Raw genomic sequence first — 21,093 nt, 5'->3', positions numbered from 1 at the left:
GTTCAGCAGGCGACGGTGGCCCCCGACATCACGATCTCATGCGAGGCGTCGGCCACAGCGACGTAGACCCGGCGATGCCCGAAGTCGACGCCGAGAACTGCCGGACACCGGGTCGGTCGGCCGGCCACTCGTGGTGTGAACCGCTCGGAAAGCCGAGCGCTGAGCACCACTAGCTCGGTGGGCGGCAGTGGGCGGCGGATCTGGCACTGCGACCCGACGGCCTGATGCATCCGCGCCAACGCCGCCAACCCGTGGGCGTCGGCCCACGACTTCAGGGTCTCGACGGCCTCGGCCACCCGGGCCACACCCAGCAGTCCCGACGCCGCAGCCACCCGCACCGGCAACACCGGCTCAGCGGACCGGGTCTCGAAAGGCACCGCCGCCGCAAACGACTGGGGACATGTCATTCAGACGCCAGTTCAGTTGCGGCGCACCGTAATCCGCCGCAAGCCTGTATCGCCCAGCAGCGTGGTCAGCCCGATCCTCCGTGGCCAGTGCCCACTGCTCCGCGATCGCGCAGGCGACTCGCAGCAGCCCTGATCAGGACGACCGCCCAGGTCCGGAACGGCTTCCACCGCTCGGCAAACGCGACGTACTCGTCGTCGGTCATCGGCTGCTCGATGCCGTAGAGCTCGTGAACGGTCGCCCGACTGCGCGCCTCCTCGACGGGCAGCACGTCGGCGAACCCGCACGCCCGCACGACGATCAACGAGCTGTAGAACGGACCGATCCCCGGCAACGCTTGGACGGCCGAGCCAGCCGCCTGGGGACCCATCCCCACGAGGCGCTCGACGTCCAGATCGCCCCGCTGCGCTGCCGAGGCGATCGCCTGCAACCGCGGAACCCGGTCTGCCGGCATACCTGGCAGCGCCTCGACCTCGGCCAGGCGATGTGGGGACGGCAGGGCCGAGACCGTCCGCCCGGCGAGCTCGAACGACTCTCCGTATGTCTCGTTGAGCCGCTCCCTCAGCCGGATTCCCTGCTGCCGCCCGCGTCGAGCGCTGATCACCGACCAGACCGCCGCCTCGTAGGGCGAGTAGAAGAGCGGAGGTCGCAGCCCCGGCGCCACCTCCTGCAGGGCCCCGATCACGGGGTCGCGGCGACCCAGCGCGGCGAAGGCGACCCCGTCGTGGTCACAGGAGAGGATGCGGGCCACCTGACGAGACACGACGTCGGGATCGGCCGCACCGTGGATGGTCAGGTCGAGTCGTTCACCCTCCTGCCTGACCTCGACCCCGACGGCCGACTCGAGGTCTCCGTCGACGCGGAACGCCATGCGCAGCACTCCGTCGAATGTGGTGTCCGACTGATGGCCGAAGCCGAACAACGCCAGCTCCTGCAGGGCGAAGGGTCCGCGGGTGGGGATCGAGGTCAGCAGAGGTTCGGCCATGCCCCCCATCATCGAGCCCCGCACCGACACGCCACACGAGCCCACCCCGCCCCCGACGTCCGCGCACTCCGGCACCCCCGCTGGCTGTCGGCCCCACGCGCTAGCGTCAACAGGTATGAGAACCGAAGGAACCTTCTGCGTGACCGGCTCCGCTCCGACAGCGCTCGACCCCGAGCCGGACCAGTTCGAGGTGGCGTTGCCCGTCGGCGTGATGACCTTCACTAAAGTGTACGCAGGCGACATCACCGGCCGCTCGACGACGATCTTCGTCGCGGCGTTCGACCAGGCGACCGGTGTCGGGACCTACGTCGCCATGGAGACCTTCGAGGGCGCTTTGGGCGACGCTGGTGGCGGTTTCGCCTTCGCGCACTCCGCGACCACCCACGGCACCGACCGCCAGAACGAGCTGTGGGTCGTCGTCCCCGGCAGCGGCGTCGGCGCCCTCGCCGGGATCAGCGGCGGTGGGGGATGGCGATCGAGGAGGACGGCACGCACCGGGTCTGGTTCGACTATGACCTCGCCTGACCTCGGCTGATCACTACTGAGTGCTACTGAGTGCTACTGACTGCTGCCGTTCATGCGTCCGGGTTGGCCAGGGCGATCGACGCATTCAGGGCGGCGGCAAATCCGGTCCACACCGCATACGGTGCGAGCATCGCCGCCGACACGCCGTCGATGCGAGCGCTACGCCGGATGAGGTCAAGGTTGGACGCCTCCAGGACGAGGATCTCATTGAGCGCCCATTTCGGCTTCTTCGCGGTGAAGAACAGCCAGGTCCAGCCGACGTTCAGCCCCAGGTTGAGGGCGAGCGCCCCAACGTAGGCGCGCCTCTCGTCCTCGTCCTCGATCCGGTCGAGCGTCCGCGCCGACGCCACAGCGATCAGCGTGTACAGCGTCGTCCACGCGGGTCCGAACGCCCACCCTGGCGGTTGCCACGATGGCTTGTCGAGCCTCGCGTACCACCGCGACTTCACGTCGGTTCCGAGCCCGCCGGTCACGGCGGTGCCGACGAGGGCGGGGGCGGTCCACTTCAGATGAGACATGTGACTCCTGTCATCGGATGGCTTGGTAGCGCGCGAGTGACTCCTTGCGCTCCGTGTCGTGGTCGACGATGCGCCCCGGGTAGTCCTCGGGTGGTTCGTCGAGAGCCCACGGTTCGTGGATCTGCTTGGCCGACAACGACTTCAGCTCTGGAACCCAGCGGCGCACATAGTCGCCGTCGGGGTCGAACTTCTTCGCCTGGGTGACCGGGTTGAAGATCCGGAAGTATGGTGCCGCATCGGTGCCGGTCCCCGCGGCCCACTGCCAGCCATGCTGGTTGTTAGCGAGGTCGCCGTCGATCAGATGGTCCATGAAGTGTTTCGCGCCGAGCGTCCACTCCAGATGCAGGTCCTTGACGAGGAACGAGGCGACGATCAACCGGACCCGGTTGTGCATCCACCCGGTCGCCGAGAGCTGCCGCATCCCTGCATCGACGATCGGGTAGCCGGTCACGCCACGCTGCCAGGCCGCGAAGCGGTCGTCCGCGCGCTTCCCCGTGTCGTACCTCATCTGCTTCATCGCCGGCAGGAAGTACTCGTGCGCACTGCTCGGCCAGTGGTGCAGGACCGCAGCGTAGAACTCGCGCCAACACAGCTGCCGCCGGTATGCCTCGCCGTCCTTGCCGAGGTCCGCGAGCATGGTGCGCGGGTGGATGGTCCCGAACTTCAGGTGGGGTGAAAGGTGCGACGACGAGTCGAGATCGGGCCGATCTCGGTCATTCTTGTATCCGTCGATATCGTTGCAGAGAAACGCTTCCCACCGCTTGTGAGCGGCCGCCTCACCCGCATCGGGCAGCTCCACCGACGTCACCGGGTCGTGCGGGATGTCGATCCCGTCGACCGGGTGCCAGTCGACAAGTGAGGGGCTCGACCTCGAGGGGCTGTGCCAGCCACGGTCGGACCAGGCGCGGTAGAACGGGGTGAACACCTTGAACGGGCCGCCGTCCTGCTTGCGCACCTGACCCGGCGAGACGGCATACGGGGAGCCGGTGCGCACGAGCGGCACGTCCCCGAGCGACCGTTCCACGCGTGCATCGCGAGCCGTGCCGTAGGGCGCGAAGTCCTCGCTGACGTGCACGGCGCTCGCGCCGATCTCCTTGGCCAGGTGCGGCACGACATTCGCCGGGCGCCCGCGCCTGACGGTCAGCCGGCCGCCGTGCGAGCGCAGGTCCTCGTCGAGAGCCCGCAGCGTGCGGTAGAGGTAGGCGGTCCGAGGGCCGGCGTCCGCCGCCAGCAACACCTGGTCGAGCACGAACAGGGCCGTCACGGGACCCTGCTGCGCCGCGGCGTCGAGCGCCGGGTGGTCACGCAGCCGCAGGTCGCGCCGGAACCACAGGAGGGTCGGCGCCGTGGTCATGCGCGCAGCTGCTCCCTCTTGATCGAGCGCTGGAACAGCGGCGGCAGGAAGCGAAGCATGAGCATCGCCCAGGTCACATGGGTGAGCAGCGGAGCCTGGATCCCGCCTGAAGCGCGCCGCTGCATACCGAAGAGCGCGCCCATGACGCCCCCCGCTACGGTCAGCGCCGGGTTACGGCTCGCGGCCGTGGCCACCGTGTATGCCGCGGTCGAGATGAGGATGGGCCGTTCGGCTGCCGCCGTGTAGAAGGCCCCGCGGAAGAACAGCTCCTCGGCCATTCCGTTGATGGAGGTGGTCAGGATGATCAGCGGCATGCTGCCCTGGTCTGCGTACCGAAGGACGTCGCCGATGGCCCGGTTGAGGACGGGGATCTCGCGGGCGACCAGCGCGGCACCGTAGAAGGCGCCGAAGGCGAGCACTCCCGTCGCGACGGGGGTGACCAGCGGACGCCGCAGGTTGTCGTCGCGGCCCTTGATCCACCCGAGGTGCAACGGCCCGGAGGCCACGGCCCCGGCCGTCCACGTGGCCGCGAGGGCTCCCGTGAACCAGTAGAACCGTTTCGACCCCGGCTCGGTGCTCAGTGACAGACCGAGCAGGGTCGCTCCTGCGATACCCACGCCCGCCACGATCGCCCGGCGCTTGCGGCGGACCGAGCGCGTCTCCTCGGGGACCTTGGGCTCCTGCAGGTGGAACGGCTTTGGCATGGCACCGAGCACTCGGCGCACGGTGCCCCGCGTTCCGCCGGCCCTGATCGTCGCGGCCGAGCTCGCCGCCTCACGCTGGGCCCGTTCATCCAGCGCCTTTCGGGCTGCGTCGTCGTAGGACATCGGCTCGAACGGGACGAGCTCGCGGATGGAACGGTCCCGGACGACGACCTCGTTGGTCATCGAGTCGACGAGGTTCCGTCCGGTCGTCGTGTCGACGTCGGTGACCAGCGAGAGCCAGCGTGAGGACAGCTGAGGTGACAGGAACGGCACCGGCACGATGGGCAGGTCCCTGCCGAGAAGGCGGGCCACCCGTTGCAACATCGTCTTGTAGCGCAACACTTCTGGACCGCCGATCTCGAGCGCGCGGTCCTTGGCCTCGGGCATACCCAGGACACCGACGAGATAGCGCACGACATCGTCGACCGCTATCGGTTGGGTCCGCGTCATCACCCATCTCGGCGTGATCATCGCGGGAAGGTGGTCGACGAGCTGCCGAGTCATCTCCCAGGAGATCCCCCCGTCGCCGATGATGATCCCAGCCCGCAACGTCGTGACGGGTACGCCGGACCCAGCCAGGACGGACTCGACCTGGCGCCGACTGCGCAGGTGCGCGGAGAGCTCCTCCCGGTCGTCGCCGAGCCCTCCGAGGTAGACGATCTGGGCCACCCCGGCCCGCTCAGCCGCCTCGGCGAACGTCTGCGCCCCTTCCGCGTCACGGGTCACGAAGTCGTCGCTTCCCAGGGAGTGCACGAGGTAGTACGCGGCCTCGCACCTCTCGAGGACGGCGTCCAGGGACGCTGCGTTCTGGACATCCCCCTCGACCGCGGTCCCCTCACCCTCGTAGGTGTCGGGGCGCCGGGTCATCGCCCGCACCTCGTGGCCTGCCGCTTCCAGAGCCGGGCAGAGCCGCGACCCGACGAACCCTGACGCGCCGGCTACAAGAACTCTCATCTCGCAACCCTCACAAACGAACCGGTACGCCGCAACAGCGGGGGGTCAGGAGGTGGGCACCTGGAACGGCTCGACCTCCAGGAACCGCACCGCCGCGTTAGAGCAGCCGGTCAGCGCGGCCGGGACGAACTGGGCGTCGGTCTCGCCCGGCAGGTAGATCCGCCAGCCCGCCGCGGCCGTCGCGCCGCAACTGGGTACGGCCTCGGACCGGGCCAGCTGCACCGAGGCGGTGGCCCGCTGACCCGGGGCAAGGGTGACCACTGGGGTCTCCGCCGTGGTGCGTTCCGCCGCCTGGCCCAGCTGCTGCCCTGCGGTCCCATAAACCAACGACAGACCGGGGTATCCCTGCAGTGTGCAGGTGGTCGAGGTGGTGTCGTTCTTGGCCGAGAGTAGGTAGCCGATGTGCATCATCGCGCCCGAGCCCGACTCCATCGACAGACCGATATCGGGCGCCCGGCAGGCGCTGGGGGCGGCGGCAGCCGGCGGGGTGCTCGCCCCTGTCCCCGCCGCCGTGGGGGCCGGTGTGCTCGAGGAGGTGGCCGAGCTGGGGGACGGCGGGGCCGTTTTGGTGGCGGTCGCAGTGGCCGTCACGGTCGCTGTTGGCTCGGGTGCGGGAGTCGAGCTGCTGCAGCCGGCAAGCAGCACGAGAGCGGTGACTCCTGCCGGCACCAACCAGCGTCTGTCCATCCCTCCACGCTAGCCACGCTGGATGGGAGTCGCGCGAGCAACCGGTCACGAAGCGATATCGACGACCTTGAACGCCGGTATGCCTGCTGCTTCGGCAGCCAGCTCGGCGTCCGTCGAGTCCTTGGTCAGCCCCTCGACGAACCGTCCGACCTCCCATCCCCAGCGGTCCAGGTAGACCCGCAGGACCGGGACCCGGTCCTCGACCGGGACCTCGACCAGTCGGACGTGCTCGACGCGCTGTCCGACGCCCAGCGTGACCTCCTCGGCCGCCCGGGCGTTGCGAACCCACTGGGTGATCCCCCGCGGCGAGACGAGGTAGCGCTCACCGTCCAGGGGCATCAGGTTGACCGGGATCTGCTGGGGTGTGCCCGACTTGCGGCCACGCACGGTCAGCACCCGGGATCCGAAGACGCTGACGCCGTGCTCGGTCAGCCAGCGGATGACCTTCGTCGTGGCGATGTCGCCACGACCCGTGGGGGCGACGTAACGCGGTGTGCTGGGGCTGGTGGACATGGCTCTCCTCGTTGCGGCTGTCAAGTAGATACGAGAGCAGTGCTCTCGAAATGAGGATGCCTGGCTCTTGCAGGGCTTGTCAAGAGCAGTGCTCTTGTTTTGTGGGAGACTGACACGCGTGAGTACAGGACCGCGCGCGCAACGACGCGATGACATCAGCCAGCGGATCATCGAGATCGGCAGGGTGCACCTCACCGAGCGAGGAGCCGCCGCTCTGTCGCTGCGTGCGGTCGCGCGTGACCTCGGGATGGTGTCGTCCGCCGTCTACCGCTATGTCGCGGACCGTGATGCCCTGCTCACGCTGCTGGTTGTGGACGCCTACGACGAGGTCGGTGACCTGGTGGACATGACGCTCGTCCGCGAGTCACGAAGGCGCTGGGACTCAAGACTTCTCGCGATCTCTCAGACCGTCCGCGAGTGGGCCTTGGCCGAACCCGCTCGGTACGCCCTGCTCTATGGAAGCCCCGTGCCCGGGTATGCCGCTCCGGCGGAGGTCACGGTCGCCCCCGGGACCAGGATCGTCCTGGCGCTCCTGGCCCTGCTCGCCGAGGGCGTCGCCGTCGGCGACGTCCATTGTGACGGGTCTGTGCCGTTGCCCCGCGGGCTGGGCAAGGACCTGCGGCGCATCAGCCGAGAGCTGCAGCTGGACCTCGCCGAGGCGGTGCTCGGTCGGGGTGTGCTGTTCTGGTCCACGATGTTCGGGGCGATCAGCCTGGAGGTGTTCGGTCAGCTGGGCGGTGAATCGTTCACCGAGCCAGCCCTCCTGTTCGACCACCAGATCCGTCTCGCCATCACCACACTGCGCGGCGACTGATCTGGGCCGCGTCAGCGGTCGGCGCCTTCCGGCAGCTGCGTCACGTCCATGTGCAGTACCTCCCAGACGTTGCCGTCCGGGTCGGTGAAGCTGTGCCCGTACACCGGACCGTCGACCATCTTCGGCATCCACTCCGAGCCGCCCGACGAGAGCGCCTTGCTGACGAGATCGTCCACCTCCTGCGGGGAGTCCGCGGTCAGGCAGTTGATCACCGAGGTAGCCGCCTTCGGGTCTCCCACCTCCCCCGTGACGAAGTCGGCGAACCGCGACCGGAACTCATCGCGTCCTCGCGTAGTTTCCTCTCCATGACGGACCTCGCCACCCCGCGCAGCGCAACCGGGGCCGCCACCTCGCCCCAGGACGTTGACCGCGAGTTCGTGGACCTCGTGGGCCCGCTGCGCGGTGAGCTCACCGCGCACTGCTACCGGATGCTCGGCTCGGTCCACGAGGCAGAGGACCTCGTGCAGGAGACCTATCTGCGCGCCTGGCGAGCGTTCCACGGCTTCGAAGGCCGGTCGTCCGTGCGGACCTGGATGTACCAGATCGCCACCAACACCTGCTTGACGGCCCTGCAGGGCCGGGCGCGGCGCCCACTGCCGACCGGGTTGGGTGCGCCGGTGTCCGATCCCACGGGCGCACTGGAGGCGCGCCCGGAGATCTCGTGGCTGGAGCCGCTTCCCGACCGCGTCATCGCCGGCACTGCGCCGGTCGACCCTGCAGCCGCAGCCGTGTCGAGCGACACCATCCGCATCGCCTTCATTGCCGCCCTGCAGTTCCTGACCCCCACCCAGCGAGCCGTCCTCATCCTGCGCGACGTCCTCGCCTGGCATGCGGCCGAGGTTGCCACGCTGCTCGACACCTCCGTAGCCGCCGTCAACAGCAGTCTGCAGCGAGCCCGGGCCCAGGTGGCCAAGATGGCGCCGCTCGACGAGTTCTCGTCCGACCTGGTCGTGGACGACCCCGAGGTCCAGGCGCAGCTGGACCGATACGTGACGGCCTTCGAGGCATACGACATCGACGAGATCGTCGCGATGCTGGCCAAGGACGTCGTCTGGGACATGCCGCCGTTCACCGGCTGGTACCAGGGCGCCGAAGCCGTCGGCCGGCTCATCGAGAACAACTGCCCCGCGTCCAAGGCCGGCGACATGCGGCTGCTGCCCACCTCGGCCAACGGGCAGCCCGCGTTCGGCGTCTACATGCGCGAGGACGACGGCGTCTGGCGGGCGTTCCACCTGCAACAGCTGACTTTCGGCGAGCAGGGAGTCGAGCGCGTAACGGCCTACTTCGACACCGCACTGTTCCCGTTGTTCGACCTGCCGACGGAGCTCGACGCCTGATCAGGGGAGCGCGGCTGCCCATAGCGTGGTCGGCCCGTCGGTCGTCGTCCGCGTCGCGACGTAGAGACGGCCGCCGACGGCTGCCGCCGCTGCCGGCGTACCCGCTGGTCCGGTCGAGGTGTGCCAGGTCCCGGACGCACGCACGAGCACTGCAGTTCGGCTCCCGTCCGGGCTGACCACCACGGCGTCCGACCCGTGCAGGACCGGTGCCGGGACGACGTCTTTGTCGCCGACGGCAATGGCCGGTATGCCGCCCTGCCGCCTCGGGGTGTCGCCGTCCAGCTCCCAGACGGCCAGCGACCCGTCGACCTGCCCGAGGACGACACAGGTGCCGGCGCCGGCCTCGCCGCAGGTCGCGGAGACGGCTTCGCTGTAGGTGCCTGGGTCGCTTAGGTCGACGCGATGCCAACCGGTGTCCACGCCCGCTGAGCGCCACACCGCCGCCGCCTGGTTGACCGACCCTGGCACCAGGTGGAGCGCGGACCCCGCCACAAGGATCCCCGCACCGTCGCGGGTGGCGGCGCGCGGACCGACGAGCAGCGTCGCGGTGCTCTCCAGCGCTGTGCCGGCGGGGTCCTGTCGTGTCCAGACGTCGCCGGACTCCGTCCACACCGCGGCGTCGAGACCGGCCTTGGCTCCTCCCCAGCTGCCGACCAGCGCGTCACCGCCCGGCGTCGTGACGGCGTCCACGAGGTCGCCGGCGCCCCAACCGCCGAAGGCGTAGAAGCTCTGTGGCACCTCCTTCACGCCGGCCGCGGTTCCCGTCCACGTGGTCCAACGCACATTCGAGTGGGCGCCGCCGGTTGCGCCCCCGATGGCGATGATCTTGGTGCCGTCGGTGGCCACGGAGTACCATCGCGCCTCGAACGCATACCCGGACGCCGGGGTGAGCGGGACTCTGCTGCTGGCTCCACCGGCATCGAGGGTGAGCATGACCGGCGCGGGAGGTGAGCCGGCCGCGAGGCCACCGACGAGCAGGCGGTCTCCCATCGTGGTCAGCGTCCGCACAGCCACTCCGGCGGGGAGCGCCACCGGCGTCCACGCGAGCGCCGGCCCTGGTGATGCAACAGACGACCCGACCGAGCCCGTCCCGGTCGACCCCGCGAGCCCAGGGGCCGTGCAGGCGGACAGGACGGCCGAGGTCGCCAGGGCGGTGAGGCCCACCGCCCTGGCGAGCGGCCAGGCCCGGACGGGGAGGAGCATCGACCCAGTATCCCGCCTCGTCGGGAGGCAACCCCGACTGCGACGTGATCCCGTGAGCTGACCCGTGCAGACCCGTGTCACCCAAACGGGAGATGGTCGCGATCCGACGCCACCGAGGCCGCCGATCGCGACCATCTCCCGTTCGACGGACAGCCGTCGAGGTCGGTCGGCTCAAGCCAGCGCGTCGAGCCGGGACAGGGCGGCGGCCCAGCGTGTGCGGGTGGCCGCGCTGTCCGGGCCGGCCGGCTCCTGCCGCAGCATGACGCGCGTCCCGTCTCCCTCGGGGCGCAGGTGCAGGTCGACGAGCGAGCGCGGGGCATCGGCGTCGGCGTGCCACGAGACCCGGACCTGTTCGAGCGGGTGATAGCTGCGCCAGACGCCGTGGCTGCCGTCCTCCGCGCGCCACGGTTCGCCCTTGCTGCCGAGCCGCGCGCCGGACCCCAGCAGCGCCGCGACGCCGTCGTTGGTCGTGAGGACCTTCCACACGTGGTCGACCGGGTGTGCCATCACCGTGTCGACCTCGACGGCGTCGGACTTCCCGGTTTCGCCGGTGTCCTCCGCGGTCGTCTCACCTGCCGTTTCCGACATCCGCGCCTCCTTCGTCGCCGTCCCCGAGCCGCGATGCCCGAAGGACGAGGACCCCGTGGGGACCCACCCCCACCCCATCGCGATCTGCTGCTCCGCACCACCCCTGCGCGCAGCGAAGTTCAGCCCCCGTATGCCTGCAGGAAGGACAAGAGCAGCGGTGCGGCGGTCTGGGCGCCCGAGACGCCGTCCTCGACGTAGACCACGACGGCGAGGTCACCCTTGCCGGCGACCATCCAGGCGTGGGTCTTGAGCGGTGTGGCCGTGCCGTACTCGGCCGTCCCCGACTTGGCGAGCGTGACCCCGACCCCGGCCAGCGACCGACCGCTGCCCTCACTGACGACGGCGCCCATCATCGACTGCAGCGCCTGCGCCTCGGCCGGCTGCAGAGGTGTGGCCGGAGTGGGGAAGCCGGCGATCGCGGGGTTGTCCGCGATGAGGCGCGGGCGGACCACTGCAGCGTGCATGACCGAGGCCGCTACCGTCGCCATGTCCATCGGGGCGACGAGCACGCTGGCCTGTCCGATCATCGAGGCCGCGTGCTCGGTTGAGCCGGCCGAGGTCGGCACGGAGCCGAGATAGGCAGGGAAGCCGAGGTCGAGGTCGACACCGACACCGAGGGCCGCGGCTGCCGAGGCGAGGTCGGCCTGGGTGATCTTCGCGTTGTTGGAGATGAAGGCGGTGTTGCAGGAGTTCGCGAACGCGGTCCGCAGCGGGATGTTGCCGACCTTGTCCGGTGGGTAGTCGTTGTAGTTCTTGAAGATCCGGCCGCCTGCGTTGAAGGTCGGGGTGCAGCTGACGATGGAGTCCGGCGTCAGCCCCGCGCGCAACAGGGCGAGAGCGGTCACGATCTTGAACGTCGAGCCGGGGGCCACCTGACCGGAGGTGCCCAAGGCAATCCCTTTGGCCGCCGGTCCGTTGGCCGACGCGAGGATCTCTCCGGTGGACGGCCGGATCGCGACGATAGCCGCGGGTGTCGTCGTGACTCCTTGGAGGACTGCCTCGGCCACGGTCTGCGCCGTCGCATCCATGGTCAGCTGGAGCGGCTTGCCGTCGGTTGCCGGCCGGGTGAACAGGTCGCGTGACGTGGTGACCTTGCCTGCCGTGTCCTTCACCACGGCCCGGACGGTCACGCCGGACGTCCCGCGCAGCTGGATGTCGTAGCGCTGCTCGAGCCCCGAGAGGCCGACGATGTCGCCCTGGTGCAAGGCACCATTCGACTTCTGGACCAGCTCTGCCGTCGCCTCGCCGACCGTCCCGAGCAGGGATCGCGCGAAGGTCGGGGATGGCCCGACGACGGCCTTGCCGCCCACCACCGAGGCGCCGGGAATGGCCGCGATGGCCCCGGCCTGTTCTGTCACGAGCGCGTCGTCGGCACGCACGGTGATGAGCGGGACGAAGGCCTTGCTGCCGGCTGCCGCCACCTGCGCGGCGTACGCGGCGGGGTCGGAGCCGGCCAGCTGGGCGAGCGCGGTGGCCGAGGCAGCCAGGCTCGCAGCAGGGATCCGGGTCTTGTCGATCCCAACGGTCGCGGTTGCCCGCTCGGTCATGAGGGGGACGTTGTTCGCCCCGACGATGTCGGCCCGCTTGGCCGGCGCGGTGGTGAGGGTGAGCCGCTCGCTCGTGGTCAGGTCGGGGGCGATGATGGTCGGGTTCCACGCGACGTGCCAGGTGGTGTCCTGCGCCCGGGTCAGGCCGACCGGTGTCGTGTATGTCCAGAGGCCGTCGGACCCATCCGCCGGAGTGGTGGTGGGCGCCGGAGTGGTGGTGGGCGCCGGAGTGGTGGTTGCCGTTCCCGTGGTCGTCCCCGTCGCCGTTGCTGTTGCGGCCGGGCTGGAGAGTGAGGCGGGGATGGTCCAGACGAACGTGAGGGTCGCGGTCGCCTTGGAGTCGTTCGCGTTGGGTTTGCTCACCTGCGTGACCTTGACGGTGCGTTTCAGGTCCTTGAGGTCGGCGGTCACGGTGGTCATGAAGGCAGCCACGTTGGCCCCCGTCGCCCCGTCGAACGGCACCTTCGTGAGGTCGCCGCCGGCTAGTCCGTCCGCCAGGGCCTTGACCGTCGCGTCCGGCGTCGCGGGCTTGCTGCCGCCGACCAGGTCACACCCGCCGAGAGCGGCAGGGACCACCAGAGCAAGGCCTGCGCCCATGACGACGGCACGGGAACGGCGTGAGACTCTGCCCATCATGGGCGACATCCTCACATCCACGACTGAAAGCCGGGGGCAGGCGCCGCGTAGGTTGGCGACATGAGCGGTAGCGAAGTGCAGCAGGTCGTCATCGTCGGTGGCGGCTTGGCGGGCGCGACAACAGCTGAGGCCCTGCGCGACGAAGGGTTCACCGGGTCGATCGTGATCTTTGCGGCAGAACGGCACGCGCCCTACGAGCGTCCGCCGCTCTCCAAGGACTACCTCAGGGGGGAGAGCACGGCCGACGACGTGCTGGTCCACCCCTTCGACTGGTATGCCTCGCACGACGTCGACCTGCGGATCGGCACCGCGGTGACCGCGATCGAGCGCAAGGAGCACCGGGTGGTGGCCACGGACGGGAAGCGGACGGCATACGACAAGCTCGTCATCGCAACCGGCGCCTCCCCGCGGCGCAGCACCCTTTCGGGTGCGGAGCTCGGCAACGTGCTCTACCTACGCACCATCGAGGACAGCGACCGGCTGCGGTCGGCGTTCGTCGACGGCGCTCAGGTCGTCATCATCGGAGGGGGGTGGATCGGGCTGGAGGGGGCATCGTCGGCGCGGGCCGCCGGAGCCGAGGTGACGCTGCTGGAGATGACCGAACAGCCGCTGATCGGTGTTCTCGGCGCCACCCTCGGCGCCTCGTTCGCGGCCCTGCACCGGGAGCATGGAGTAGACCTGCGCACCGGCGTGACGGTCGACGCCATCGAGCCCGGTGACGGGGGCGTCACCGCGGGGTCGGTACGCCTCGACGACGGGACGTCCATCCCCGCCGACGTCGTCGTGGTCGGGATCGGGGTGACCCCCAACGTCGACCTCGCGGTGACCAGCGGCCTCGACGTCGACAACGGGATCCTCGTCGACGCCCAGGGCCGATCGAGCGACCCGGACGTGTTCGCGGTCGGTGACGTCGCGAACGCCGAGACCCCGGCGCTCGGCAGGCGGGTCCGCGTCGAGCACTGGGCCAACGCGCTGGACCGCCCACCTTCGGTGGCCAAGGGCGTCCTGGGCAAAGCGGGCGACTTCGACAAGCTGCCGTTCTTCTACTCCGACCAATACGACCTCGGGCTCGAGTACTCCGGACGCGGGGGGCCGGACGACGCGGTCGTGATCCGCGGCGACCTCCCCGGACGGGAGTACCTCGCCTTCTGGGTCGACACCGACGCCCACGTCACGGCTGGCATGAACGTCAACATCTGGGACGTCCAGGACGACATCCAGGCCCTGGTGGCCTCGCACCGGCCGGTCGACCGGACGAAGCTCGCCGACCCGGACGTGCCCCTGTCTCAGGTCTACGCCTGAGCGGTTCGTGCCCTTGTCGGTCACTCTCGCGTCCCGCCGCGGGCGTCGTTCAGCTGGCAGTAGGGCGTAGTTCGGGAGCTAGAGGCTGTGGACGGCCGCTGACATCCGGTCGAGGGACTCCTCGAGAATCGCTGTTGTCGTGGCGAAGTTCAGCCGGGCGAATCGCCGCGGCTCGGCCCGGAACGGGAGTCCGGGACTGAGCATCACCTTGGCGCGCTCGAGGAACCACGCGGCAGGTTCGACGTCGAGCTCGAGCTCTGTGCAGTCGAGCCAAGCCAGGTAGGTCCCCTCGTTGCGGCGATGCCTCACTCCCGGCATCGCCGCGACGGCATCGGCGACGAGGTCGGCGTGTCGGTCGAGGAGCTCGAGGACCTCCCCCAGCCAATGCCCGCCGCGCCGGTATGCGGCGAGGGTCGCCTCGATGCCGAGCGTTGACACCCCGATGGTCGCGACCAGCGGAAGCCGTTGCCAGGCAGAGGTGTCCGAGTCGTTGGAGGTGATGACCTGGGCGCATTTGAGGCCGGGTAGGTTCCAGGCCTTGCTCGCGGAGACGACGGTGAGGGTGTGTGCGGCCGTCTCGTCGGAGAGCGAGGCATAGGGGATATGCGTTCCGGACAGGACGAGCGGTGCGTGGATCTCGTCGGAGATGACGCGGGCGCCGTGTCGGGTGACGACCTGGGCGAGTGCGAGGAGCTCGGTGCGGGTGAGCACCAGGCCGAGCGGGTTGTAAGGGTTGCAAAGGACCAGGGTGCGCGCGCCGGAGGCAAAGGCCCGGTCGATCGCCTCCAGGTCGAGTGCGGGACGTCCGTCCACGGTCGTCATGGGCGTGTGGACCTGCGGCCGACCGGTTCGCGGGACCACGTCGAAGAACGGCATGTAGGCGGGTGTCGTGATGATGACCGGGTCGTCTGGCCCGCTGAACAGCTCGATCGCGAGTGCGACCCCGTGCAGCACGTCGCCGACGAGGTGCACCCGCATGGGGTCGACCGTCCAGGCATACCGGTCTTGCAGGAATGTGGTGAGGACGTCGGCGAGCCCGGAGTGCTGGGCGTTGAGGGGATAGCCGAACGTCTCGTTGTCGACGGCCGCGTGCAGCGCGTCCGTCACCGCCGGTGCGGTGGGGTAGTCCATCTCGGCGACCCACATCGCCAGCACGTCGTCGGGGGCCGCGTTCCACTTGATCGTCCGACGGGTGCGCAGCTGGTCCCGCGTCAACGACTCCAGATCCGTCATGCGCTGAGGGCCCGGCTGAAGCTGCGCCGGTAGTCGCTCGGTGGGACACCGACCGTGCGGGTGAAGTGGTGCCGCAGCAGGGCGGCGCTGCCGAACCCGCTGCGGCTGGCGACCTGGTCGATACCGAGGTTGCTGCCCTCGAGGAGCTCACGAGCACGGCCTACTCGTTGCAGCACAAGCCATTTGGCGGGCGTCGTCCCGGCCTCGGCGACGAAGCGCCGGGCGAAGGTGCGTTCGGACATCGAGGCCCGGCGAGCCAGCGAGGCGACGGACTGCTCGGTCTCGAGATGCTCGCTCATCCACTGCAGCACATCGCGCAGGCTGTCGCCGGTGCACTCCGGGATGGGCATGTCGACGAACTGGCGTTGGCCTCCGTCACGCTGCGGAGGCACCACCATGCGTCGGGCGATGGTGGTCGCGACCGTTGCGCCGAGCTCGCGGCGTACGAGGTGCAGGCAGGCATCGATGCCGGCAGCCGTGCCGGCGCTCGTGATGATGTCTCCCTCGTCGACGAACAGCACGTCACCGTTGACCCGCGCCAACGGGTAGGCCGCGGCGAGGTCCACGGTGTTCATCCAGTGCGCCGAGCACTCGCGCCCGTCGAGCAGCCCGGCTGCCCCGAGGAGGAACGCCCCGCTGCACACCGACAAGACGATGGCACCCGCGTCGTGCGCGTCCCGCAGCGCGGTGAGGAGGGCCGGCGAGAACTCCCGCAGCTCCGTCGCCGGGACGGCGACGAGATCGGCTCCCAGGAGGCCTTCGAGCCCGTGTGGCACGTTGAGCGACAGGCCGTTGAGCAGGTTGACCGGACGTTCGGGATGTTCGGCGCAGACGCGCAGATCGAACGCCGGAACGCCCTGGGCGGTCCGGTCGATCCCGAACACCTCGTGGAGGACGCCGAACTCGAAGACGGCGGCCTGGTCGGCAAGCAAGACGGCCACGGTGCGAAGGCTCATGTCGCGGTCACGAGAACAGCCTGCCACATTTGGCACTAAATCGATGCATAGTGGCATTCCAGCCACTCGTGGCGAGAATGCCACGAGCGCAGGATTACTGCCATGAACGAGAATCTCAGCCAGATCCTCAGCACCGCCGGCGTCGTCACCATCATCGTGGCCTTCGTCGGGGCCATCGTCAGTCTTCTCGAACGAACCCACCGGCGGACCCGACAGCTGCCCCACCTCCAGCGCACCCCGTTTGATGCCGACCATGATCGCGACCTCGCGCGCACCCTCGAGGAGCTGCGGGCGGGGCGGTCCCAGCCGGCCAGCCGGGTCGCCGGATCCGGCCGGTGTCCTAGATTGGGCGCATGGCACGCCCCCATGCCGCAGCGCTCGCCGAGGACGCGTGGCACCGCAAGCTCGAGCGTGGGCTACGGCGCCGGGGATGGAAGAACCGGATCATCGGGCACGTCGGGTATGGGTCGAGCCGTCCCGCCGCGATGTTGAACGCTGGCCTGGACCCAGCCAAGGCCGACAACGTCATCCGGGTCTTCGGACGTGTGGTCCTCAGTAGGGACCGCCAACCCGGCGACGACGAGCCAGACCTCACCTTCGGCGGGATGCGCTCCTTGCACGCGCGCGACCGGGGGTGGCGGGCGTTCGTCACAGCCCCCGCGATGGACGTGCCCGTGTCGGTCACGGTCGGCGACCGCACGTTCCACACGCGAGCGGACCGCTCGGGTCACATCGACGCCAGCTTCCGCGGCCACGACCTCGGGCCTGGCTGGCACCACGTCACGTTGACCGCCCAGGGCGCCGAGCCCGCCCAGGCCGAGGTCTTCGTCGTCGGCCCCGACGTCACCCATGGTCTGGTCAGCGACATCGACGACACCGTCATCTCCACCTCGCTGCCACGGATGATGATCGCGGCCTGGAACACCTTCGTGCGCCATGAGGCCGCCCGCCGGGTCGTGCCCGGGATGGCTCCGATGTACCGCGACCTGCTCGCCGGCCACCCCGGGGCGCCGATCGTCTATGTCTCGACGGGGGCCTGGAACACGGCACCGACGTTGACCCGGTTCCTGCGCGGGCACGGTTATCCGATCGGCCCGTTGCTGCTCACCGACTGGGGGCCGACCAACACCGGCTGGTTCCGCAGCGGGCAGGAGCACAAGCGGGCCAGCCTCGACCGTCTGGCGCGCGACTTCCCCGGGATCGTGTGGACGCTGTTCGGCGACGACGGCCAGCACGACCCCAAGATCTACCAGGATTTCGCCGAGGCCCGGCCCGAGGTGGTGGACGCCATTGCGATCCGCCAGCTCACCCCCACGGAACAGGTGCTCTCGCACGGGATCCCGGTCTCGAACGAGGAGCTGTCACCGCGCACCAGCCGGGCACCCAAGGACGTCCCGGTCTACTACGCGCCCGACGGTTACGGCCTGCAGCGGATCCTTCGGGCAGCAGGGAAGCTGCCAGAACCCACCTCCAGCTGAGTCCCGGCCGACGCGATCACCTGCCGCCGCTGAGCAGGTGCCCGTGGGATCATGGCACGCATGCCGGAGCTGCCCGAGGTCCAGGCGCTCGTCGACTTCCTTGCCGAGCGGACCGCCGGTCTCGCGATCGCCCGTGTCGACCTCGCCTCCTTCTCGGTGCTCAAGACCTTTGACCCGCCGCCGTCGGCGCTCGCCGGTGGCCCCGTCGACGGCATCCACCGGTACGGGAAGTTCCTGGACATGGACATCGACGGGATCCACCTCGTCTTCCACCTCGCTCGGGCGGGCTGGCTGCGGTGGTCCGACGAGCTGCCACAGACGGTGCTGCGTCCTGGCAAGGGTCCGATTGCGTTGCGTGTCAGGCTCTCCGACGGGTCAGGCTTCGACCTCACCGAGGCAGGGACCAAGAAGTCGTTGGCGGCATATATCGTGCGCGACGTGCGGGAGGTCCCGGGGATTGCGAGACTCGGTCCCGACCCGATGGCCGAAGAGTTCAACGAGGCGACGTTCGCTGCGATGCTTGCGGGTCGGCGTACCCAGGTCAAGGGTCTGCTGCGCGACCAGGAGTTCATCGCCGGGGTCGGCAACGCCTACTCCGACGAGATCCTGCACGTAGCGCGGCTGTCGCCGTTCGCCCTCGCGGCCACGCTGAACCCGGAAGAGGTCCAGCGCCTGTATGCGGCGCTGCGCGACACGCTCGCCGGCGCCGTGGTGGCCGCGTCGGGCAAGCCGGCCAAGGAGCTGAAGGACGCCAAACGCGAGGGGATGCGGGTGCACGGCCGCACCGGCCTGCCCTGTCCCGTATGCGGTGACACGGTCCGCGAGGTGTCCTTCGCCGACTCCTCGCTGCAGTACTGCGCCACCTGTCAGACGGGTGGGAAGCCGCTTGCCGACCGGCGGATGTCCCGGTTGCTCAAGTGACGGCCAGCTCGGTGTCTCGGACCTGAATGCGAGGATGGTCTCATGAGCTTTCAACCTTCGACTCCCACCGTCGCGCCGCGCGGCCTCGCCGACGACGCCGTCATGCTCGACGTGCGAGAACAGGACGAGTGGGACGTCGGGCATGCCCCGAACGCGGTCCACATCCCGCTCGGCGAGGTCTCGTCCCGGCTTGGTGAGCTGGCGGAGCTCACCGACTCGGGCAACGTGCTCCCAGTCGTCTGCCGCAGCGGTGCCCGCTCGGGCCGCGCTGTGGCCTGGCTCGTCCAGCAGGGGGTCGACAGCGCGAACGTCGACGGCGGCATGATGGCTTGGGCCGCGAGCGGCAAACCGATCGTCGCACCGAGCGGTGACCCTGCGCGGGTCAAGTAGCACCGCGGGAGACCGGACCCCGTGAGGATCCTGTCGATCCAGTCTCACGTGGCCTATGGCCACGCGGGGAACTCCGCGGCCGTGTTCCCGCTCCAACGGCTCGGTCACGAGGTCTACCCGGTGCACACCGTGACGTTCTCGAACCACACGGGATACGGCGCGACGCGGGGTCCGCTCATTGCGGCCGCCGACGTCCGCGAGGTCGTCGACGGCATCGAGGACCGAGGGGTCTTCCCAGGAATCGACGCGGTGCTGTCGGGGTACCAGGGGGCCGAGGCGGTGGGGGAGGTGGTCCTAAGCGCGGTCGCGCGGGTCAAGGCAGCGAACCCTGCTGCGGTCTACTGCTGCGATCCCGTGATGGGTGACGTGGGGCGGGGCTTCTACGTGCGCGAGGGCATCCCAGCCTTCATGCGTGACCACGTCGTGCCGGCCGCCGACATCGTCACGCCGAACCAGTTCGAGCTCGAGTTCCTCACTAGCACGAAGGTATCGACACAGGCCGACCTTGTGGAGGCGATGACCTCGCTCGGCGCCAGCGGGCCCAAGACGGTACTCGTGACGAGTGTCCTGACAGCGGAGACGCCGGCCGACGCGATCCAGATGGCCTGCGTGTCACCGGACGGCGCCTGGGTGGTGACGACGCCGAAGCTGGCGATGACGGTGCAGGGCGGAGGGGACGTCACCGCGGCATTGTTCCTCGCGCATACGCTCACCGACGGGCCGCGAGTCGCGCTGTCCCGCACGGCGGCCAGCGTCTACGCAATCCTCGAGGCCACGCATACCGCGGGTCTCTACGAGCTGGCGCTGATCGCCGAACAGGAGGCGATCGCTCACCCGGACGAGCGGTTCGACGTCGTCGACCTCGAAGCGTGACAGGGCTAGTCGGGGGCTAGTCGGGGGCTAGTCGGGGGCTAGTCGTCGGGCTAGTCCTGCTGCTCCGACCGCGGCATCAGGACGCAGAACTCGTTGCCCTCCGGGTCGGCGAGCACGGCCCAGCCGCGGTCGGGTTCCCGTAGGTCGTTGACCAGCGTTGCTCCCAGCCCGAGCAGGCGGTCGACCTCCTCGTCGCGGCTGCGGTCGGTTGGACGAAGACAGATGTGCATCCGGTTCTTGACGGTCTTGGGTTCCGGCACCTTGAGGAACAGCAGGTAGCGGTCGTCGGGACCGACGAGACCGCACTCCTCCGCCCCGGGCTCGGTCTCCTCGTCGTCCGGGAGGTGGTGGTCGCTGAGCACCTGGGCCCACCACATGGTCTGCGCGTAGGGGTCGGCGGCGTCGATACAGAAGTTACTCGTCCGTGAGGCCATGGGTCGCACGCTGTCACGAGCGGCTAACAGTGCGCCAACGGTTATACCGACGACACGCGTACCGGAGTCTCCGGCAATCTCGGGTCGACGCTAGACGGACGCATACAGTCCGATCCATGGATCCCGTGCGGAACCCGTATGCGCCCGGAGCCGGCCAGCGTCCACCTGAGCTGGCCGGTCGCGACGAGCAGCTGCTGGCGTTCGACGTGGTGCTTGAACGCGTGGCCAAGGGGCGGCCGGAGCGGTCGGTCGTGCTCACCGGGCTACGGGGCGTGGGAAAGACCGTGTTGCTCAACGCCCTGCGCTCGTCTGCGGTCCGGGCCGGTTGGGGCACCGGCAAGCTCGAGGCTCGTCCCGACCAGCGGTTGCGGCGACCACTCGCTGCCGCGCTGCACGTCGCGGTCCGCGAGCTGGGCCATGCCCGCACCGACGAGGTGCTCGGGACGCTCAAGGCCTTCGCCCAGCGGGACGTGCCGGCGTCGGCGAAGCTGCGCGACCGCTGGAACCCCGGCATCGACGCGATCGCCACCACCGGACGGGCCGACTCCGGTGACATCGAGATCGACCTCGTCGAGCTGCTCTCCGACGTCGGTGGTCTCGCTGCCGACCTCGGGCGCGGCGTCGCCGTGTTCCTCGACGAGATGCAGGACCTCGCGCCGGAGGACATCTCAGCGCTGTGTGCGGCGTGTCACGAAATCTCGCAGAACGGGCTGCCGGTGATCATCGTCGGGGCCGG

23 protein-coding genes are annotated in these 21,093 nt (G+C 69.6%); 9 read left to right on the top strand and 14 right to left on the bottom strand.

Going from position 1 to position 21,093, the window contains the following annotated elements:
- Positions 1 to 2: 2 nt before the first annotated feature.
- Both ABI385_RS07520 and ABI385_RS07515 read right to left on the bottom strand, forming a co-directional pair.
- On the bottom strand, positions 3 to 377 hold the full coding sequence (locus tag ABI385_RS07520; protein ID WP_348103126.1) for a hypothetical protein: 375 nt from the start codon (positions 375 to 377) through the stop codon (positions 3 to 5).
- 95 nt (positions 378 to 472) lie between these two features.
- Positions 473 to 1,390 carry a hypothetical protein gene (locus ABI385_RS07515; RefSeq protein ID WP_348103125.1) on the bottom strand — a complete coding sequence of 306 codons (918 nt, stop codon included), beginning with the start codon at positions 1,388 to 1,390 and terminating at the stop codon, positions 473 to 475.
- Between the two features lie 115 nt (positions 1,391 to 1,505).
- Between ABI385_RS07515 and ABI385_RS07510 the strand changes: the two genes are divergently transcribed.
- Positions 1,506 to 1,925, top strand: a complete 420-nt coding sequence (locus tag ABI385_RS07510; RefSeq protein ID WP_348103124.1) for a DUF3224 domain-containing protein — start codon at positions 1,506 to 1,508, stop codon at positions 1,923 to 1,925.
- 40 nt (positions 1,926 to 1,965) lie between these two features.
- Here the strand turns inward: ABI385_RS07510 and ABI385_RS07505 are convergent, their stop codons facing one another.
- The 5 genes from ABI385_RS07505 to ABI385_RS07485 are packed head-to-tail and all read right to left on the bottom strand — an operon-like array spanning position 1,966 to position 6,645.
- The gene (locus tag ABI385_RS07505; RefSeq protein ID WP_348103123.1) at positions 1,966 to 2,433 is read right to left on the bottom strand and encodes a TspO/MBR family protein; all 468 of its coding nucleotides are present in this window, start codon (positions 2,431 to 2,433) and stop codon (positions 1,966 to 1,968) included.
- 10 nt (positions 2,434 to 2,443) lie between these two features.
- A complete protein-coding gene (locus ABI385_RS07500) occupies positions 2,444 to 3,787 on the bottom strand; it encodes a deoxyribodipyrimidine photo-lyase (RefSeq protein ID WP_348103122.1) in 1,344 nt (447 codons plus the stop codon).
- The gene (locus ABI385_RS07495) at positions 3,784 to 5,445 is read right to left on the bottom strand and encodes an NAD(P)H-binding protein (protein WP_348103121.1); all 1,662 of its coding nucleotides are present in this window, start codon (positions 5,443 to 5,445) and stop codon (positions 3,784 to 3,786) included. The genes ABI385_RS07500 and ABI385_RS07495 overlap by 4 nt, the downstream gene beginning before the upstream one ends.
- 45 nt (positions 5,446 to 5,490) lie before the next feature.
- Positions 5,491 to 6,132: a DUF4232 domain-containing protein gene (locus ABI385_RS07490; protein ID WP_348103120.1), complete on the bottom strand. Its 642-nt coding sequence runs from the start codon at positions 6,130 to 6,132 to the stop codon at positions 5,491 to 5,493.
- Between the two features lie 45 nt (positions 6,133 to 6,177).
- Positions 6,178 to 6,645 (bottom strand): nitroreductase/quinone reductase family protein, encoded by a 468-nt coding sequence (locus ABI385_RS07485; RefSeq protein WP_348103119.1) that lies wholly within the window; start codon positions 6,643 to 6,645, stop codon positions 6,178 to 6,180.
- Between the two features lie 118 nt (positions 6,646 to 6,763).
- Between ABI385_RS07485 and ABI385_RS07480 the strand changes: the two genes are divergently transcribed.
- Positions 6,764 to 7,459, top strand: coding sequence for a TetR/AcrR family transcriptional regulator (locus ABI385_RS07480; RefSeq protein WP_348103118.1), 696 nt, complete (start codon positions 6,764 to 6,766; stop codon positions 7,457 to 7,459).
- A gap of 11 nt (positions 7,460 to 7,470) precedes the next feature.
- Here ABI385_RS07480 and ABI385_RS07475 read toward each other — a convergent pair whose 3' ends face one another.
- Entirely contained in the window at positions 7,471 to 7,698 is a 228-nt protein-coding gene (locus tag ABI385_RS07475; RefSeq protein WP_348103117.1) for a VOC family protein, read from the bottom strand.
- Positions 7,699 to 7,764: 66 nt separating this feature from the next.
- Here ABI385_RS07475 and ABI385_RS07470 point away from each other — a divergent pair, with 66 nt between their 5' ends.
- Positions 7,765 to 8,796: a sigma-70 family RNA polymerase sigma factor gene (locus ABI385_RS07470; RefSeq protein WP_348103116.1), complete on the top strand. Its 1,032-nt coding sequence runs from the start codon at positions 7,765 to 7,767 to the stop codon at positions 8,794 to 8,796.
- Here ABI385_RS07470 and ABI385_RS07465 read toward each other — a convergent pair whose 3' ends face one another.
- The 3 genes from ABI385_RS07465 to ABI385_RS07455 form a co-directional block, all read right to left on the bottom strand.
- On the bottom strand, positions 8,797 to 9,999 hold the full coding sequence (locus ABI385_RS07465) for a hypothetical protein (RefSeq protein WP_348103115.1): 1,203 nt from the start codon (positions 9,997 to 9,999) through the stop codon (positions 8,797 to 8,799). It lies immediately after the preceding gene.
- Positions 10,000 to 10,170: 171 nt separating this feature from the next.
- Positions 10,171 to 10,587, bottom strand: a complete 417-nt coding sequence (locus ABI385_RS07460) for an SRPBCC domain-containing protein (protein ID WP_348103114.1) — start codon at positions 10,585 to 10,587, stop codon at positions 10,171 to 10,173.
- A 119-nt stretch (positions 10,588 to 10,706) separates the two neighbouring features.
- Complete coding sequence (locus ABI385_RS07455; protein ID WP_348103113.1) at positions 10,707 to 12,770, bottom strand: penicillin-binding transpeptidase domain-containing protein; 2,064 nt, start codon at positions 12,768 to 12,770, stop codon at positions 10,707 to 10,709.
- Between the two features lie 60 nt (positions 12,771 to 12,830).
- On the opposite strand from ABI385_RS07455, the gene ABI385_RS07450 reads away from it, so the two are divergent.
- Entirely contained in the window at positions 12,831 to 14,072 is a 1,242-nt protein-coding gene (locus tag ABI385_RS07450) for an FAD-dependent oxidoreductase (RefSeq protein ID WP_348103112.1), read from the top strand.
- 78 nt (positions 14,073 to 14,150) lie between these two features.
- On the opposite strand, the gene ABI385_RS07445 is transcribed toward ABI385_RS07450, so the two are convergent.
- Positions 14,151 to 15,305 carry an aminotransferase class I/II-fold pyridoxal phosphate-dependent enzyme gene (locus tag ABI385_RS07445; protein WP_348103111.1) on the bottom strand — a complete coding sequence of 385 codons (1,155 nt, stop codon included), beginning with the start codon at positions 15,303 to 15,305 and terminating at the stop codon, positions 14,151 to 14,153.
- Entirely contained in the window at positions 15,302 to 16,261 is a 960-nt protein-coding gene (locus ABI385_RS07440) for a helix-turn-helix domain-containing protein (protein ID WP_348103110.1), read from the bottom strand. The genes ABI385_RS07445 and ABI385_RS07440 overlap by 4 nt, the downstream gene beginning before the upstream one ends.
- 353 nt (positions 16,262 to 16,614) lie before the next feature.
- Here ABI385_RS07440 and ABI385_RS07435 point away from each other — a divergent pair, with 353 nt between their 5' ends.
- From ABI385_RS07435 to pdxY, 4 genes are read left to right on the top strand one after another with little or no spacing between them, the layout of a single operon-like run.
- Positions 16,615 to 17,739 carry a phosphatase domain-containing protein gene (locus ABI385_RS07435; RefSeq protein ID WP_348103109.1) on the top strand — a complete coding sequence of 375 codons (1,125 nt, stop codon included), beginning with the start codon at positions 16,615 to 16,617 and terminating at the stop codon, positions 17,737 to 17,739.
- 60 nt (positions 17,740 to 17,799) lie between these two features.
- Complete coding sequence (locus tag ABI385_RS07430; RefSeq protein WP_348103170.1) at positions 17,800 to 18,660, top strand: DNA-formamidopyrimidine glycosylase family protein; 861 nt, start codon at positions 17,800 to 17,802, stop codon at positions 18,658 to 18,660.
- A 42-nt stretch (positions 18,661 to 18,702) separates the two neighbouring features.
- Positions 18,703 to 19,050: a rhodanese-like domain-containing protein gene (locus ABI385_RS07425; protein ID WP_348103108.1), complete on the top strand. Its 348-nt coding sequence runs from the start codon at positions 18,703 to 18,705 to the stop codon at positions 19,048 to 19,050.
- Positions 19,051 to 19,071: 21 nt separating this feature from the next.
- Positions 19,072 to 19,923, top strand: a complete 852-nt coding sequence (gene pdxY, locus ABI385_RS07420; RefSeq protein ID WP_348103107.1) for a pyridoxal kinase PdxY — start codon at positions 19,072 to 19,074, stop codon at positions 19,921 to 19,923.
- 50 nt (positions 19,924 to 19,973) lie between these two features.
- On the opposite strand, the gene ABI385_RS07415 is transcribed toward pdxY, so the two are convergent.
- Positions 19,974 to 20,357, bottom strand: coding sequence for a VOC family protein (locus ABI385_RS07415; protein ID WP_348103106.1), 384 nt, complete (start codon positions 20,355 to 20,357; stop codon positions 19,974 to 19,976).
- A gap of 116 nt (positions 20,358 to 20,473) precedes the next feature.
- Between ABI385_RS07415 and ABI385_RS07410 the strand changes: the two genes are divergently transcribed.
- Positions 20,474 to 21,093: ATP-binding protein (locus ABI385_RS07410; RefSeq protein WP_348103105.1), on the top strand; the 620-nt coding region annotated here is incomplete at its 3' end.

The organism is Lapillicoccus sp., from assembly GCF_039935575.1.
Taxonomy (GTDB): Bacteria; Actinomycetota; Actinomycetes; order Actinomycetales; family Dermatophilaceae; genus Lapillicoccus.
The sequence above is the reverse complement of the archived record's forward strand: the minus strand, read 5'-3'. Positions and strand labels throughout refer to the sequence as shown.

Coding starts and splice junctions, on each gene's coding strand:
- ABI385_RS07515 (WP_348103125.1), bottom strand. CDS start 1,390: ATGGCCGAACCTCTGCTGACCTCGATCCCCACCCGCGGACCCTTCGCC.
- ABI385_RS07510 (WP_348103124.1), top strand. CDS start 1,506: ATGAGAACCGAAGGAACCTTCTGCGTGACCGGCTCCGCTCCGACAGCG.
- ABI385_RS07505 (WP_348103123.1), bottom strand. CDS start 2,433: ATGTCTCATCTGAAGTGGACCGCCCCCGCCCTCGTCGGCACCGCCGTG.
- ABI385_RS07500 (WP_348103122.1), bottom strand. CDS start 3,787: ATGACCACGGCGCCGACCCTCCTGTGGTTCCGGCGCGACCTGCGGCTG.
- ABI385_RS07495 (WP_348103121.1), bottom strand. CDS start 5,445: ATGAGAGTTCTTGTAGCCGGCGCGTCAGGGTTCGTCGGGTCGCGGCTC.
- ABI385_RS07490 (WP_348103120.1), bottom strand. CDS start 6,132: ATGGACAGACGCTGGTTGGTGCCGGCAGGAGTCACCGCTCTCGTGCTG.
- ABI385_RS07485 (WP_348103119.1), bottom strand. CDS start 6,645: ATGTCCACCAGCCCCAGCACACCGCGTTACGTCGCCCCCACGGGTCGT.
- ABI385_RS07470 (WP_348103116.1), top strand. CDS start 7,765: ATGACGGACCTCGCCACCCCGCGCAGCGCAACCGGGGCCGCCACCTCG.
- ABI385_RS07465 (WP_348103115.1), bottom strand. CDS start 9,999: ATGCTCCTCCCCGTCCGGGCCTGGCCGCTCGCCAGGGCGGTGGGCCTC.
- ABI385_RS07460 (WP_348103114.1), bottom strand. CDS start 10,587: ATGTCGGAAACGGCAGGTGAGACGACCGCGGAGGACACCGGCGAAACC.
- ABI385_RS07455 (WP_348103113.1), bottom strand. CDS start 12,770: ATGATGGGCAGAGTCTCACGCCGTTCCCGTGCCGTCGTCATGGGCGCA.
- ABI385_RS07450 (WP_348103112.1), top strand. CDS start 12,831: ATGAGCGGTAGCGAAGTGCAGCAGGTCGTCATCGTCGGTGGCGGCTTG.
- ABI385_RS07445 (WP_348103111.1), bottom strand. CDS start 15,305: ATGACGGATCTGGAGTCGTTGACGCGGGACCAGCTGCGCACCCGTCGG.
- ABI385_RS07440 (WP_348103110.1), bottom strand. CDS start 16,261: ATGAGCCTTCGCACCGTGGCCGTCTTGCTTGCCGACCAGGCCGCCGTC.
- ABI385_RS07435 (WP_348103109.1), top strand. CDS start 16,615: ATGGCACGCCCCCATGCCGCAGCGCTCGCCGAGGACGCGTGGCACCGC.
- ABI385_RS07430 (WP_348103170.1), top strand. CDS start 17,800: ATGCCGGAGCTGCCCGAGGTCCAGGCGCTCGTCGACTTCCTTGCCGAG.
- ABI385_RS07425 (WP_348103108.1), top strand. CDS start 18,703: ATGAGCTTTCAACCTTCGACTCCCACCGTCGCGCCGCGCGGCCTCGCC.
- ABI385_RS07415 (WP_348103106.1), bottom strand. CDS start 20,357: ATGGCCTCACGGACGAGTAACTTCTGTATCGACGCCGCCGACCCCTAC.